The organism is Leifsonia poae (assembly GCF_020009625.1).
In the GTDB taxonomy this organism is placed as follows: domain Bacteria; phylum Actinomycetota; class Actinomycetes; order Actinomycetales; family Microbacteriaceae; genus Leifsonia; species Leifsonia poae_A.
In genome coordinates, this window is record NZ_JAIHLP010000002.1 from 2817368 (window position 1) to 2833747 (window position 16380).

Annotated in this window: 7 protein-coding genes; 6 read left to right on the forward strand and 1 reads right to left on the reverse strand. The window is 69.3% G+C overall.

Annotated features, from left to right (window positions below; translation table 11 throughout):
• Positions 1-108 precede the first annotated feature (108 nt).
• From K5L49_RS14250 to K5L49_RS14260, 3 genes are all read left to right on the forward strand, one after another.
• Positions 109-774 carry a response regulator transcription factor gene (locus tag K5L49_RS14250; RefSeq protein ID WP_223693736.1) on the forward strand — a complete coding sequence of 222 codons (666 nt, stop codon included), beginning with the start codon at positions 109-111 and terminating at the stop codon, positions 772-774.
• Positions 771-1982: a sensor histidine kinase gene (locus K5L49_RS14255; RefSeq protein ID WP_223693737.1), complete on the forward strand. Its 1212-nt coding sequence runs from the start codon at positions 771-773 to the stop codon at positions 1980-1982. The genes K5L49_RS14250 and K5L49_RS14255 overlap by 4 nt, the downstream gene beginning before the upstream one ends.
• An 86-nt stretch (positions 1983-2068) precedes the next feature.
• Positions 2069-2932, forward strand: coding sequence for a CPBP family intramembrane glutamic endopeptidase (locus tag K5L49_RS14260; RefSeq protein ID WP_223693738.1), 864 nt, complete (start codon positions 2069-2071; stop codon positions 2930-2932).
• Positions 2933-2944: 12 nt separating this feature from the next.
• Here K5L49_RS14260 and K5L49_RS14265 read toward each other — a convergent pair whose 3' ends face one another.
• Complete coding sequence (locus K5L49_RS14265) at positions 2945-4615, reverse strand: cation:proton antiporter (protein ID WP_223693740.1); 1671 nt, start codon at positions 4613-4615, stop codon at positions 2945-2947.
• Between the two features lie 166 nt (positions 4616-4781).
• On the opposite strand from K5L49_RS14265, the gene K5L49_RS14270 reads away from it, so the two are divergent.
• The 3 genes from K5L49_RS14270 (at position 4782) to K5L49_RS14280 (ending at position 16350) form a co-directional block, all read left to right on the forward strand.
• Entirely contained in the window at positions 4782-9761 is a 4980-nt protein-coding gene (locus K5L49_RS14270) for an ExeM/NucH family extracellular endonuclease (protein WP_223693742.1), read from the forward strand.
• 266 nt (positions 9762-10027) lie between these two features.
• Positions 10028-12553 carry a helix-turn-helix transcriptional regulator gene (locus tag K5L49_RS20520; protein ID WP_223693743.1) on the forward strand — a complete coding sequence of 842 codons (2526 nt, stop codon included), beginning with the start codon at positions 10028-10030 and terminating at the stop codon, positions 12551-12553.
• 83 nt (positions 12554-12636) lie between these two features.
• Entirely contained in the window at positions 12637-16350 is a 3714-nt protein-coding gene (locus K5L49_RS14280) for an IPT/TIG domain-containing protein (RefSeq protein ID WP_223693745.1), read from the forward strand.
• Positions 16351-16380: the final 30 nt, after the last annotated feature.

Sequence of the window (16380 nt, forward strand, 5' to 3'; positions counted from 1 at the left end):
CGTTCTGGTGACAAGCTGCATGCTTGGCTTCATCCCGGGGGGAAGCCCGGTCGGCGTCGGTTCGGCTCGGCGCCGACCGGGCACCGGATGAGCAGTGAGGAGAGATGGATGCGCGCGCTCATCGTCGAAGACGAGGTGTACCTGGGCGAGGCCGTGCAGACGGGTTTGCGCCGCGAGACGATCGCGGTCGACCTGGTGAACGACGGCGGGACCGCCCTGGAGTTCCTGAGCGTGAACGACTACGACGTCGTCATCCTCGACCGGGACATCCCCGGGGTGCACGGCGACGATGTGTGCGCCTGGGTGACGGCGAACAAGCCGGAGTGCCGGGTGCTCATGCTGACGGCGGCCCGCACGCTCGACGACAAAGTCAGCGGGTTCGAACTGGGCGCCGACGACTACCTGTCGAAGCCGTTCGACTTCCCCGAACTCGTGGCGCGGCTGCGCGCGCTGGAGCGACGGCCCGCCGCCTCCCGGCCGCCCGTCATCGAGGCTGCCGGTGTCGCCCTCGACCCGTTCCGCCGCGAGGTGTATCGCAACGGCAGGCTCGTGCGGCTCAGCCGCAAAGAATTCGCGGTGCTCGACGTGCTGATGCAGGCCGAGGGCGGCGTGGTCAGCAGCGAGAGCCTGCTCGAGAAGGCCTGGGACGCCAACGCCGACCCGTTCACCAACACGATCAGGGTCACCATCTCGAACCTGCGGAAGCGGCTCGGCGAACCGTGGGTGATCCACACCGTTCCCGGCAGCGGCTACCGCTTCGAGGCGTCGCGGTGACCGCGGGCCAGGATGCCGTGGCCCTCCGCAGCAGACGGCACTTCACCATCCGCGCACGCCTCGCCCTGACCTACGCTGCCCTGCTCGGGGGCACGGGCGGGCTCATGCTCGGCGTCGTCTACGTGTTCATGCGCTTCGTTCCCACCTACGACCTCACGAGCGCGACGATGGCCGGAGTCGTCTCGCCGGCAGCATCGGCGGGCACACATTCGATCACCCTCCAGAAGAATCTGGAAGGCACCTCCCTGTCGTCGTCGGCACCCGTCGTGAGTAGCACCAATGAGCTGCTGAACCTGCTTCTCTTCGTGTCGATCGCCGCCTTCGTCGTGCTCGGCCTGGTCGGGGCGACGATCGGCTGGGTGGTCTCCGGTCGCGTGCTGAAACCCCTGAAGGCCATCAACGCGGTCGCCCAGCTGGCCGCCGCCGGCGACCTCGAACAGCGGGTGGCGGCCACCGGGCCGCGGGACGAGATCCGAGACCTCTCCGACACGATCGACGACATGCTCGCCCGGCTTGAGCGCTCGTTCAAGGAGCATCAACGGTTCTCCGCGAACGCCTCGCACGAACTGCGCACGCCCATCGCCACTACACAGACCCTGCTCGATGTCGCGCTGTCTGACCCCGATCTCGATCTGCCGACGCTGCGCACGGTCGCCGAGCGGGTCTACGCGACCAATAAGCGCAACATCGAGACCGTCGAATCGCTGCTCGACCTGGCGGAGGCCGGGCGGGCCCCCGAGTGCCGGGATGAGATCGAGCTCGACGAGCTGGTGCGCTCGGCGCTCGCCGAGGAGGCAACCGCCGTCGCCCACTCCGAGCTGACCGTGACCGACGGACTGTCTCCGGTCGCGCTCCGAGGCAACAGTGCCCTCGTGCGTCAGGCGGTGCGCAACCTGGTGCAGAACGCGGTGCGTCACAACGTCGAGGGCGGCACGATCGAACTGTCGACAGCTACCGTGCCGGGTGGCGCCCGGTTCGTCGTCACCAACAGCGGGCCGACGATCGGCCCGGCCATCGTCGAGTCCCTCGTGGAGCCCTTCGTCCGCGGATACGGCCGCACGACCGGACCGGGCGTTCCCCGCGGACACGGGCTCGGACTCGCCCTGGTGAAGAGTGTCGCCGACGCCCACCACGGCAGCCTTGTCGTGACCGGCCGGCCCGCCGGCGGCCTGCGAGTCGAACTGCTCCTTCCTGTCGACCCGGCCTGACCTCCCGTATCGTTGTCCTGACCGGAATCGACGGCCCCTTCGGCCGCCTCGGTCCGCCGATCAACCGGATCGAATGGGAGACCGACATGCCCGATCACAACCGACCTTCGCGATGGAGGGCCTTCTGGGACCACGGAACCTGGTGGAAGGCGCTCCTCGTCGTCGTCGTCTACCTGGCCCTGTACCTCGGCGCCGGCCAGCTGAGCGGGCTGATCGGCGGCTCGCTCGTCGACACCAAGAACATCTTCGCCACCCCGGGCAGCGTGTTCTTCGCACTGACGTTCCCCTTGGTCATCGGTGCGATCGTGCTCGCCGTCTTCGTGGCCTCACTCGGATGGTTCGCTCCGCTCTTCGAGCGGCAGCCGATTCGGGGGCGCTGGTGGATGTGGATCGCTGTCGCCATCCCGGTGATCGCGATCGTGCTGCGGCTGTTCGGGATCGACTATGCCGCATACACTCCCGGCGTCGTCGTCCTCACCATGGTGACCGGTCTGTTCGTCGGGTTCACTGAAGAAGTGATCTCCCGCGGGATCGCGGTCAAGCTCCTGCGCGACTCCGGCATGCGCGAGTGGGGGGTCGCCGTCATCTCGTCCGCGCTCTTCGCGCTGATGCACGCGACCAATCTGCTCTCCGGCATGAGCATCCTCACCGTCGCGACGACCGTCGGGTACACCTTCTGCTTCGGCATCCTGATGTACCTCGTGTTGCGGGTGACCGGCAGCCTGATCTGGCCGATCCTGATCCACGGTTTCACCGACCCCTCCCTGTTCCTGTCGACAGGCGGGATCGACCAGGCCGGCACCACCCAGAACGTGTTCCTCGCGCTGGCCGGGCCGGCCAACATCCTGACCATCGTGTTCGCGATCATCGCGCTGATCTTCATCCGCGGCCGCGTCGGCCGTGCAGGGACCGTCGATGGGCTCACGGCTCCCGAGGCCACGATCGGCTGATCCGTTCGCGTTTCACTCGACGAGCATGCCGCGCATCTCGATGTCGATCTGGGTGGCATCGAGGGTGGCCAGCGCGCTGGCGAGCACATCGGCGTCGAAGGTGCCGTTGTCGCGCGCATCCAGCAGCGCCGCACGCTGTGCTTCGATGACCGCGAGCCGGTGCTGCTTGGCGACGGCGAACGTCTCCAGGTTCGGCTGACCCTCGGGCTGCGGGGGTTCCGGAACCGTCTCGGCGCTCGCCTTCAGCAGCTCGAAGATGCGTTTCACCTCGGAGTTGGTCTGCTCTTTGGCGGCCGCCTCGTCGACCTCCGGCGCGATGGCGCGCAGCAGCGGCCCGATGGTTCCGCCCTGCACCAAGAGTGACAGGGCGGCGACGGCGAACGCGATGAGCACGAGCACCGAGCGCTGCGGCGTCTCGGTCGGCAGGGTCTGAGCGGCGGCCACGGTGACGGCACCGCGCATCCCGGCCCAGACGACAGCGGTTCCCTCGCGCCAACCGAGCGGTGCGCGGAGGAAGTATTCGGCGTCGGCGATGAGGCGTGTGATCCTCGTCGCGAACCGGTCGAGATCGCGTTCCGAGGTGCGCCGACCGCGCGCGGTGGCCTTTTCGAGCGTCTCCTGTTTGCCCTCCGGGGTGCTCATCTTCTCGTGCATGCTCTGCATGCGGGGCTGCATCCGTTGACGCAGCTTCGCGCGGCTGGAGAGGAAGCGGAGCAGCGGGGCCACGTAGGCCGCGCGCACCAGCACGGTCAGCACGAGGGCGCCGACGGCGACGAGCAACGCGGGCCAGACGCCCGCATGATCCTGCTCGACGTTGAGCACGATCGTCTTGATCTGGATGCCCATCGTCAGGAACACGACGCCCTCGAGAACGAGTTCGATCGTGCGCCAGTTCTGCGAATCGGACAGACGGTTCTGGGGCGAGAGCATGCGCGGCGCACGAACCCCCGTGACGAGGCCGGCGACCACGGCGGCGACGAGCCCGGACCCGCCGAGCAGGGTGGCCGGAACGGAGGCGAGAAACGGCACGGTGAATGAGATCACCGTGTTGACGGTCGAGTCGGTCACACGTTTGCGCACGGCGAGGTTGGCCCAGCCGACGGCCAGGCCGATCGCGATCGCGACGATCACGGAGTAGCCGAAGGTTCCGAGCGCACCCCAGAACGAGAACGATGCGGCGGCCGCGACGATCGCGGTGCGCAGCAGCACAAGCGCGGTCGCGTCGTTCAGCAGGCTCTCGCCGTCGAGGATCGCGACGACCCGCCGGGAGACCGAGGTGCGTTTGATGATCGACGTCGCCACGGCGTCGGTCGGACTGACGATCGCGCCGAGGGCGACGCCCCACGCGAACCCGAGCTCGGGGATGACGAGCATGAAGAACACGCCGAGCAGCAGCGCACTGCCGACGACGAGGAGCACCGACAGCCCGCTGATCGCCCCGAACTCGCGGCGGAAGTTCATGGTCGGCATCGAGACGGCCGAGGAGTAGAGCAAGGGCGGCAGGATGCCCTCCAGGATCCACTCCGGTTCGATCTCGATCGAGCCGAACATCGGCAGAAAGCTCGCCGCAACCCCGATCGCGACGAGCACGAGGGGAGCGGCGATGCCGAGTCGGGGCCCGAACACGGTCGCGGCGGCGATCACCACGAAGCCGACGACGATCACGACGAGGAGTTCGGTCATGTCTTCACCCTGGCAGCATCCGGTGCCGGACCGCCAGACGTAGATGCTCAAAAGAGCGGGCCGCCTGCCCGACTGTTCTACCCCCGTTCACCCGGCCTCAAACTGTCGGCTCCGTGCCCTTTCTACGGTGGCCGAGGACACATCCGTCCGAAGAATGAGGAGAACCATGTTGAAACGAATGGGCAGAGCGTGGCACGTCGCCACCGCCGCCATCGTGGGTGCCGGCCTCGCCGCCGGCCCCATCGCCGCGCTCCCCGCGCAGGCGAGTGCCGATGCCACCGGCGTCGTCATCAATGAGGCGTATCTCTCCGGTGGAAGCGCCGGAGCCGCATACAAGAACAAGTTCGTGGAGCTGTACAACCCGGGCGACGCGGCCGTGCCGCTGTCGGGCTGGTCGCTCCAGTACCGTCCGGCAACGCAGACCGGTGCCTCCAGCACGGTCATCGCACTCACGGGAACCATCGCCGCCCACGGCTACTACCTCGTGCAGGGCGGCTCGAACGGTGCCAACGGGGCCGCGCTTCCCACCGCCGACCTCGTCGCCGCCGGTCTGAACCCGAGCGGAACCACAGGGACGCTGCTGCTGGCCTCCACGGCCTCGGCCGTCACTGCACCGGTCGGATCGGTCACCGGCTTGGAGACCGCGGCCGGCATCGTCGACCTGCTCGGCTACGGCACCTCGAACACGTTCGAGACCGCCGTCGCGACCGCGCCGCTGAGCAACGCTGACGTGAAGTCCATCACGCGCACCGACTTCAGCGACACCGACGACAACCACACCGACTTCGCGCTCAGCCCCACGATCACCCCGCAGGGCGCGGCCGGAACGACCGACCCCACCGACCCGGGCACCGACCCCGGAACACCGACCGACCCGGGCACCGGTGGTGACCCCAGCCCACCCGCCGACAGCATCCCCATCTCCGAGATCCAGGGCGCCACCGACACCAGCCCCAAGGCGGGCACCACCGTCACCACGAGCGGAATCGTGACCGCGGTCTACGCGACCGGCGGCTTCAACGGCTTCTACATCCAGACCCCGAACACCGGCGGCGACATCGACCTGGCGACGCACACCGCATCCGACGCGCTCTACATCTACGGCAGCAGTGTCGCCGCGGCCGTCACAGCCGGCGACTACGTGCAGGTCACGGGCGCGGTCAGCGAGTTCAACGGCCTCACCGAGCTGACCCCCGCGAAGACCGCCGATGTGGTCAAGCTCGACGCGAAGACCGTCACCGCCCCCACCCCCGCTGCTGTGGCCCTTCCCGCCACGGATGCACAGCGCGAAAGCCTCGAAGGCATGCTGATCGCCCCGCAGGGCGCGTTCACCGTCACCGACACGTACTCGACCAACCAGTACGGCGAGATCGGGCTCGCGAGCGGATCGAAGCCGCTCGTGCAGGCCACTGAGACCGCCCGCCCCGGAACGCCGGAGTACACGGCCGCCCTCGCCGCCAACGCCGCTCGCGCCGTCATCCTCGACGACGGCGCCTCGACCAACTTCCTGAGCGCCGCCAACAAGTCGAAGCCGCTGCCGTACCTCACACCGACCTCCTCGATCCGGGTCGGCGCCGCCGTGACGTTCACGCGTCCGGTCATCCTCGACTACCGGAACGACGCGTGGAAGTTCCAGCCGACCACCGAGCTCACCGCGGCGAACGCCGCGACGGTGCAGCCGGCGACCTTCGCCCAGACCCGTCCCGCCGCCCCGGCCAATGTCGGCGGCGACCTTCGGCTCGCCACATTCAATGTGCTCAACTACTTCCCGACAACGGGCGACCAGCTGAGCGGATGCACATACTACAAAGACCGTGACGGCAACAACATCACGGTGAACACCGGATGCGACGCCCGCGGCGCCGCCGACGCCGCCAACCTGAAGCGCCAGCAAGACAAGATCGTCGCGGCGATCAACGGCCTCACCGCCGACGTCGTCTCGCTCGAAGAGATCGAGAACTCGGCCCGGTTCGGCAAGAACCGCGACGATGCGCTCTCGAAGCTGGTCGCGGCCCTCAACACGGCAGCCGGTACCGCGGTGTGGGCGTTCGTGCCGTCACCGGCGAGCCTTCCCGCCTCGGAAGACGTCATCCGCACCGCCTTCATCTACAAGAAGGCGAACGCGGCACCGGTCGGTGCAGCGCGCATCCTCGTCGGAAACACCGCGTTCGACAACGCCCGCCAACCGCTGGCGCAGGCGTTCAAGAAGGTCGGTGTGGCCGACTCGGCCGCGTTCATCGCCATCGTGAACCACTTCAAGTCGAAAGGCTCCGGCACGGGGGCCGACGCCGACCAGGGCGACGGGCAGGGCGCATCCAACGCCTCCCGGGTCGCGCAGGCCAACGCGCTCGTCTCCTTCGCCGACTCTCTGAAGGCGTCGCTCGGCCTCGACAAGGTGCTGCTGATCGGTGACTTCAACTCATACCTGAAAGAAGACCCGATCAAGGTGCTCACCGACGCCGGCTACGTCGACCAGGTGACCAGTCGCACGACCAAGTACACGTATGCGTTCGGCGGCACCGTCGGCTCGCTCGACCACGTTCTCGCCTCCCCGGCAGCCAACGCGGCGATCGCGGGCGCCGATGTGTGGAACATCAACTCGGGCGAGTCGATCGCCTACGAGTACAGCCGCTACAACTACAACGCGACGAACTTCTACGCCGCGGGACCGTACCGTTCCAGCGACCACGACCCGATCGTCGTCGGTCTCCACCTCGGCTCGGCGCCCACCACCGTCAACCTGCTGAACATCAACGACTTCCACGGTCGCATCGACAGCAACACGGTGAAGTTCGCCGGCACCGTCGAGAAGCTGCGGGCCGCGGCCGGTGAGGACAACACGCTGTTCCTCTCCGACGGCGACAACATCGGCGCCTCGCTGTTCGCCTCGGCGACGGCGGGCGACCTCCCCACCATCGAGGTGCTGAACGCGCTCGGCCTGAAGACGAGCGCGGTGGGCAACCACGAGTTCGACAAGGGACTCAGCGACCTCACCGGCCGGGTGACGGGTGCGGCCGACTTCAGCTACCTCGGCGCCAATGTCTACAAGAAGGGCACGACCACTCCGGCGCTCCCCGAGTACGCGGTGTTCACCGTGAACGGTGTGCGGGTCGGCGTCATCGGCGCCGTCACCGAGGAGACCCCGGCTCTCGTCTCCCCGGGCGGTATCGGTGCCCTCCAGTTCGGCGACCCCGTCGTCGCCGTCAACCGGGTCGCGGCCCAGCTGACCGATGGTGACCCGTCGAACGGCGAAGCGGATGTCCTCGTCGCCGAGTACCACGAGGGGGCCGGTTCCGGCGCGCCCGACGGTGCCACGCTGGCGAAGGAGATCGCCGCCGGCGGCGCCTTCGCCGACATCGTGACGAAGACCTCCCCGAAGGTCGCAGCGATCTTCACCGGCCACACCCACAAGCAGTACGCGTGGGATGCGCCCGTTCCGGGCGACGCCACCACGACGCGACCCGTCGTTCAGACCGGCAATTACGGCGAGAACATCGGGCAGGTCGTGCTGACGGTGGACGGCGACACCAAGAAGGTCACCGGCTACACCTCCGGCAATGTCGCGCGCACGACCGACGCCGACACGGCGCTCGTCTCGGCCTACCCGCGGGTCGCCCAGGTGAAGACGATCGTCGACAAGGCGCTCGCCGATGCCGCGATCATCGGCAATCAGCCGGTCGGCACGGTCACCGCGGACATCACCACGGCGTTCCTCGGTGCGAACCGCGACGACCGGATGTCCGAGTCGACTCTCGGCAACCTCGTGGCCGATTCGCTGCTGTCGACCCTGTCGCCGGCCGAGCTGGGCGGAGCCGAGATCGGCGTCGTCAACCCGGGCGGCCTGAGGGACGAGCTCCTGAAGGGCGCCGACGGCACCGTGACCTACGCCCAGGCCAACGCGGTGCTGCCGTTCGTGAACAACCTCTGGACGACGAGCCTCACCGGCGCGCAGTTCACGTCCGCTCTCGAGCAGCAGTGGCAGCGCAACGCCGACGGCACCGTGCCGTCGCGGGCCTTCCTCAACCTCGGTCTGTCGAAGAACGTCAGCTACACCTACGACGCGACGCGACCCGAGGGGAACCGCATCACGAGCATCCTGGTGAACGGCGCGCCCGTCGATCCGACCCGGTCGTACCGCATCGGATCCTTCAGCTTCCTCCTCCAGGGCGGAGACAACTTCCGCGCCTTCAGCACAGGGACGAAGACGAAGGATTCCGGCCTCATCGACCGCGACGCGTGGATCAGCTACATCACGAAGAACAGTCCACTGTCGCCGAGCTTCGAGCGCCGCGGAGTCGCCGTCTCGGGTGTTCCGACCGGAACGCTCGCCCGCGGTCAGCAGTTGACCTTCCAGGTCTCGAAGCTGAACCTCACCTCGTTGGGCACCCCGACCACCACCAAGCTGGCGCTCACCTGGCCCGGCAGCACGGCGGCGATCGCCGACGTGCCGGTGGATGCAACCGGGACGGCGACCGTGTCGCTCACGGTCCCGGCGGATGCGGCCGGCACGAGCACCCTCGTGCTGCGGGCCGCTGAGTCGGGCACGACCGTGCGGGTTCCGCTCAGGGTCGAGGCCGCGCCCGGGGGCAACCCCGAGCCGACCACCCCGCCGACCGCCGCCGACGAGTCGGCGTTCACCGGCGCGCTCGAGGGCCTTGCCTCGGTGGAAGACAAGGTCTTCCACCCGGGCGATGCGGTCACGGTGACCGTCGGAAGGCACCTCGCGGGTAAGTGGGTCTCGGTGTGGGTGCACTCCACGCCGCGGAACCTGGGCGGCTGGCTGCACGTTCCGGCCGACGGCACGCTGCGCGTGACGCTCCCGGCAGACCTTCCGGCCGGCGCCCATCGCATCGTGGTGCTCGATGCGAGCGGCGCGGTGCTCGGCTGGACGTCGATCACGGTCGCCGCGGCCACCGGCCCCGGAACCGGTGGCGGCACCGGTGGCGGCACCGGCGGAACTGGCGGCACCGGGGGCACCGGGGGCACCGGATCGTCTGCGGCCGGTACGGGCGACGGACTGTTCCAGCAGGGGCTCGCCAACACGGGCTCCGATCTGGCCCCGGCGTTCGGTCTCGCGGTGCTTGCGCTCCTGGCCGGCCTCGCCGCGGTCGTGCTCTTCGGGCGCCGGCGCGCTTCGCGGGCCTGATGGCGTAGTCGAGCAGAAGAACAACAGGGTGGGGCCGTCCGTCAGGGCGGCCCCACCCGCTGTCTCCCGTCGACCCCACTTTTTGGGGGTAGGGCCGAATCCCATGTAAATACCGGGCGCCCGGTCGTGTCACCCGTACCGGGTGAGACGTCCCCGCGCAGGCCGGTATATCCTCACCGAAAGCAGGTGTTCTACGCAGTGATGACGGTTGTGAGGACGAGCTGGCCGGAAGCGAGTACGACCTTCCCCGGTCCCACACCGACCTCGTGGACCGGCGCCGGCTCCGGCATGTCCTCGATGACGTCGCGGCCCGCGGCGGTGCGGTGGTGACCGTCACGGCCGGGGCCGGGTGGGGGAAGACGACCCTCCTCGAACAGTGGAGTGCGGGTGCGCGACGATCGTATCCCGTCGTCAGCGTCTCGGCCTCCGATCCCGAGGATTCGCACCGTTCGTTCGCCGCAGCGCTCGATCGCGCGTTCCACCGCGATGCCGGGGGAGCCCCGGGCTCGCAGTCGGGACCGTTGGCGATCGTGGTGGACGATGTGCATCTCCTCGAGTCGCACGCCGATCGGGAGACGCTGGAACGATTGGCGGTGTCGCTGGGTCGGCACGAGACGCTCATCCTGTGCGGTCGTTCGCAGCCGCTCAGTGCGAACGTCGTCGCCGCCGGCCGGCGCCTCACCCTTCTCGGATCCTCCGACCTCGCCCTGACCTTCCGGGAGGTCGACGACCTTCTGCGCCTGGCCGGCGTCGCGCTCGATCCGGCCGACCTCGGCGACCTGGTCGGCCACACGCAGGGGTGGGCGTTCTCACTCGCCCTGTTCCGGCACGTCGTCGCCGATGCGGCCGACCCGAGTGCCGAGGTCGCCCGATTCACCCGGGACTCCGGCCTGCTCGCCGACTACCTCGTCGGGGCGCTGCTGGAATCGCTTCCGACCGGAACCCAAAGTGCGCTGCTCGCGCTCGCGGTCGTGGACGAGGTCAGCATCCCGCTCGCCGTCGAGCTCACGGGGATGCCCGACATCGGCACGGTGCTCGAACGTCTCTGCGTCGCGACCTCGCTGCTGCGACGGAGGCCGGGGGCTGCCGACGGCCCGCACTACGACTACATCGATCTGCTGCGCGAGCATCTCGTCGCCGAACTCCGCCGCCGCGACGCGGCGCGGGTGCTGGAACTGCACGAGACCGCCGCAGGGTGGTTCGTCGAGAACGGGGAGTTCCGGCTCGGGCTCGAGCAGGCCGTGCGCGCCGAATCGGTCGAGCTCGTGCATCGGTTGCTGCGGCTGCACGGGCTCGGGCTCGTCTTCAGCGGTGACACCCCGACCGTGCACCAGGCGCTGGCGATGCTCGAGGACCGCGGCATCCTCACCCACACCACCGGAATGCTGGCCGTGCTGCTCAACGCCCCGTACCTGCTCGACTCCGTGCGGATCGACCATTTCGTGCGCCTGGCTGGGGAGGCGATCGAGAGCAACACGGCGACCTCCCGTGTGCTCTACCTGGCCGTGCTCGTCATGCGCGCCCACACCGAGCCCGAGATCCGCGAACGGATGCAGCAGCTCGCCGACACCGTCGCCGAGGCCGGTTCGTCGCCCGACGACTCGGCGAGCGCGGTCAATACTCTCGACGCGAGAATTTTCGCCGAGGCGGCGCGGGCGCTCGGCCTGCTGCGACTCGGCGAACCGGGTGAGTGCGTACAGGTCGCGGTCAGCGCAGCCGGGAGCGCCGACGCCACGGGGCGGCCCTGGCTGACGATGATGCTGCTCGACATCGCCGCCAACGCCGCCGCGCAGCAGGGTGCGTGGGCCTTGCAGCTCTCGCTCGAGAACCGTGTCGCCGCGCACACGCGCGAGGGGGCGACGCCACACGATCTCGTCTCCGCCCACTCCCAGTTCTCCGTCGCCTCAGCCGCGTACCAGGCTTGCGAACCGTATAGTGCCGCCCGGCTCACCGACATCGTGCAGACCGAGTGGCGTTCCCTCGACCCGGGGCTCTCGCTGCCTCCTCGGGTGCTGCAGGTGCTGTTCCAGCTCGACAGCGAACCAAACCCGCGCCCCCTCTACGACGAGATGGAGCGGCTGCTCGGCATCAGCCTGACGAAGCATCCCCGCACTCTCGCCGCCGGCGCCTTCCGGTACATCGACCTCACCCTGCGGTATCGGGGGAGGGCGAGTGCGCGCGAGGCCGTCGGCACACTGAGTGGAGTGCTCGGCGAGGCGGCGTTCGAGGTGCAGCTGGCGAACGCCCAGATCCGGGCCGGGAGCGCCCTGCAGGAGGCGGAGGAGGAGACGCTGCTGGCCGCACTCGTCGGACATCCGTTGGCCTGGCACGGCAGCAGTCTGGTCTTCGGCTGGACCCTGCTGGCCGGATGGGCGGCGGAGTCCGGCCGGGAGGAGCAGACGCTGTCGTGGCTGGGCAACGCCCTCGCGCTGGCCGAACGGATGAACGCCAGGCGGCCGTTCCTCGCCGCAGGAGGAGAAGCCGCTCGCCTCGTCGAAGAACGACTCGGCGCGTTCGGCGCGAGCGAAGGTTTCGCTGCATCGGTCGTGGAGGCCGCCCGGCGGGTGCTGCCCCCCGCCCCGGCGATCACGCTCACCCCGGTGCTTCTCACCCCGCGCGAGCACGACCTGCTGCGCGAGCTGCCCCTGCACCAGAGTGTCATCGACATCGCCCGCAAGCACAGTGTGAGCCCCAACACGGTCAAAACCCACCTGCGCTCCATTTACCAGAAACTCGGTGCCGGCGACCGCTCCTCCGCCGTCGAGAACGCGCGCAAGGTCGGCCTGCTCTAGAGAATCTCACCCCTTTCGGACGATGGCTTCGACTCTCGTGTCGCGACAGCATCGCAAGCACGTTCCTACTGGGGGTTGCGCTTATGTTCGTCGGTCTCGTCCGCCACTCGACTGCTCGTCACCGTGCGGGGGGTGAACATCCCAGGTTCGTCCGGTCTGCCGCGTTCGGAACCGCTCTCGCGCTCGCGCTGGTCGGCACCTCCGCCCTCTCGGCCCAGGCCGCGCCCGGCGACACGTCGAACGCCACAGGCCAGTACCTGAGCGGTTCGCTGCTCGGGCTCGATGCCGGCCTCCTGGTCTCCCTGGGTGGGGAGAGTGCGACGAGCGCGGGCTCCGCCGACCAGACCAAAGCGAACAATCTGAATGTGGGCGTGCTCGGCGCGGTGAACCTCACAGCGCCGGGCGGAATCCAGCTGCCGATCAACCTCGGCAACGTCGGCGTCGTCGAGCAGTACGCCTCGGCGCTGCAGAACGGATCGTCGGTCGGCGCCTCCGGGCTCACGTCCGCCAGTGGCGACATCGGCACGGGAATCACGCCGGCCCCCGGGGTGGCCCCCGGCCCGCTGAGCCTGAATCTCGCGCAAGCGGTCGGCTCCCTCGGGTTGCCGCCGGCCACGATCAACCAGATCGCCCAGCTCAGCCTCTCCGCCGGTGTCTTGGCCGCGCGGGCGGCGCAGACCGCTCCCGGAGTGCCTGCCGGATCCTATTCGCTCGCTAATGTCGGGCTCTCGTTCCAGAGCCCGACCCTCGCCGGGCTGACCACGGCCATCAACAACCAGGTGACGACCGTGCAGAACACGGTCAACGCGCTCGCCGGCCCGAGCGGGACCATCGCCGGTGCGCTGAACCTCCTGAACCTCGGCGGCCTCACGAGCACGACCGTGTCGGTGTCGGCCAACGATCTTCATGCCGCCGTGGCGCCATTGCTCGCCGGGCCGATCACCAGCGCGGCGTACCCGGGCGTCAGTATCGATCTGTCCACCGGAACGGTGACGATCGATCTCTCCGCCCTGACCGCGCTCGAAGGTCTCGGCGCGAACACCGATCTCCTGACCGACGCCGTCATCACGGCGATCGGCACCCGGATCTCGGGTGTCGTAGGCTCGCTGCTCACCCAGGTGCAGAACACGCTCACCTCTGTGACGAACGCGATCACAGTCTCGGCCACGACGCAAGTGCTCGGCTTGTCTGTGCTGACCATCAACGAGACGATCGCCCAGCTTCTCGCCGGCAACACCTCCGGCATCACCCTGCTCGGTGTCGGTCTGGGACTCCCCGGTGGCCTCACGACGGTCGTCTCGGCGCTCACGTCGCCGCTCGGCGCGCTCGGAACGGCGATCTCGGCGCTCGGCCCGGCGGTCATCGCGCCGGTGACGGGCACCCTCATCCCGGCGATCAAACCGGTGCTCAACGGTGCGTTGACGCTGACGGTCAACAACCAGTCCACGGCGGCCGGCGTCTTCAGCGAGACCGCGCTGCGCGCGACGGTTCTGCCCGCTGCGGCCGCTCTTCAGCTCAACGTCGCGAGCGCGACGGTGGGGGTCAACGCCCTGGCCGTCGCTCCAGTCGTCACCGGTCTGACGCCGACGCATGGCCCGGCTGCGGGTGGCACTGCGGTGACGATCACGGGCACCGGGTTCACCGGGGCCACGGGTGTGACGTTCGGTGGCACGGCCGGCACTTCGTTCACGGTCGTGAATGACACGACGATCACGGTCACGACCCCGGCCCACGCTGCCGGTGCGGCGGATGTGGTGGTGCAGTCGCCGAACGGCGATTCGGCTCCCGGCACGTTCACCTTCGACGCAGCGCCGGCGGTCACGAGCGTGAGCCCGACGCACGGCCCTGCGGCGGGTGGCACGGTGGTCACGATCACCGGCACCGGGTTCACCGGCGCGACGGGGGTCACCTTCGGTGGAACGGCCGGTACGACGTTCACCGTGGTGAACGACACCTCCATCACCGTCACGACGCCCGCGCACACACCCGGCCCCGTCGATGTGGTGGTCCAGTCGCCGAGCGGCGACTCTGCACCGGGCACGTTCACGTTCGACGCTTCGCCGACGGCCCCGGTCATCACGGGCTTGACACCGACGCATGGCCCGGCTGCGGGTGGCACTGCGGTGACGATCACGGGCACCGGGTTCACCGGGGCCACGGGTGTGACGTTCGGTGGCACGGCCGGTACGACGTTCACGGTCGTGAATGACACGACGATCACGGTCACGACCCCGGCTCATGCGGCGGGCGCGGCGGATGTGGTGGTGCAGTCGCCGAACGGCGATTCGGCTCCCGGCACGTTCACCTTCGACGCAGCGCCGGCCCCCGCCATCACCGGTCTCACGCCGACGAGCGGTCCTGCGATCGGCGGAACCGTGGTGACGATCACGGGCACCGGTTTCACCGGTGCGACCGGCGCCACGTTCGACGGGACCAGCGGCACGACGTTCACCGTGGTGAACGACACGACGATCACGGTCACGAGCCCGGCGCACGCGCCCGGACCGGTGGACGTCGTCGTGCAGTCGCCGAACGGCGATTCGGCTCCCGGCACCTTCACCTACGACGCGGCGGCCCCGACCATCACGGGCCTGAGCCCGACACACGGTCCGGCCGCGGGCGGAACGGTGGTGACGATCACGGGCACCGGCTTCACCGGGACCGTGGGCGTCACCTTCGGGGGCACCGCCGCCGCATCCTTCACCGTCGTGAACGACACGACGATCACCGCGACGACGCCGGCGCACGCGGCCGGCGCGACCGACGTGGTCGTCACGACGCCGAACGGAGCCTCGAACGCGGGCGCCTTCACCTTCGACCCGGCCCCGCCTGCGATCACGACGATCGTGCCCGACCACGGCCCGGAGACCGGTGGAACGGTGGTGACGATCACGGGCACCGGGTTCACCGGGGCCACAGGCGTGACCTTCGGCGGCACCCCGGGCACGGGCTTCACCGTCGTGAACGACACGACGATCACGGTCACGACCCCGGCCCATGCGGCCGGTGCGGCGGACGTGGTGGTGCAGTCACCGAACGGCGATTCTGCTCCCGGCACCTTCACCTTCGACGTGGTCGTGCCCCCGGTCATCACGGGGCTGACGCCCGTTCATGGGCCGGAGGCCGGCGGCACAGTGGTGACGATCACCGGAACCGGCTTCACCGGCGCCACCGGCGTGCTGTTCGGAGTGAGTGCCCCGGTGGCGCTGTTCCGGCTCGCGACGCCGAGTCTCGTCCTGCCGACGGGCAGTGTGCCGGGCACCCATTTCGCCGTGGTGAACGACACGACGATCACGGTCACCTCACCGGCTCACGCACCGGGACCCGTCGACGTGACGGTGCTCTCGCCGAAGGGCGACTCGGCTCCCGGCACCTTCGTCTTCGACCCGTCGACGACGATCGACACCGTGGATCCGGGCTCGGGCCCTGCGGCGGGGGGCACCACCGTCACGATCAGCGGCCACTGCTTCACGGGAGCCACCGGCGTGCTCTTCGGCACCACCCCGGCCACGAGCTTCACCGTGGTGGACGACACGACGATCACCGCCGTGAGTCCGGCCGGAACGGGCACCATCGGGATCACCGTGGTCGGCGCCCCCGCCTGTGGCACCGGCACCCTGCCGGACGCTTTCGCCTACACCACGTCGACCGCTCCCGCCGGGGCATCCGGAACGTCGGGCGGATTGGCGGCGACCGGATCGGATCTCGGCCCCTCGCTGGTGCTCGGCGGCTTCGCCGTGCTCCTGCTGATCGCCGGAGTCGGGGCGGTCGCGCGCCGCACGAAGAGCAACGCCTGATCGGGCCCCTGCCCGAACGGTTCGTCCAAA

Excerpts from the sequence above, each read along its gene's own strand:
- K5L49_RS14250 (WP_223693736.1), top strand. The coding sequence starts at position 109 with ATGCGCGCGCTCATCGTCGAAGACGAGGTGTACCTGGGCGAGGCCGTG.
- K5L49_RS14260 (WP_223693738.1), top strand. The coding sequence starts at position 2,069 with ATGCCCGATCACAACCGACCTTCGCGATGGAGGGCCTTCTGGGACCAC.
- K5L49_RS14265 (WP_223693740.1), bottom strand. The coding sequence starts at position 4,615 with ATGACCGAACTCCTCGTCGTGATCGTCGTCGGCTTCGTGGTGATCGCC.
- K5L49_RS14270 (WP_223693742.1), top strand. The coding sequence starts at position 4,782 with ATGTTGAAACGAATGGGCAGAGCGTGGCACGTCGCCACCGCCGCCATC.
- K5L49_RS14280 (WP_223693745.1), top strand. The coding sequence starts at position 12,637 with ATGTTCGTCGGTCTCGTCCGCCACTCGACTGCTCGTCACCGTGCGGGG.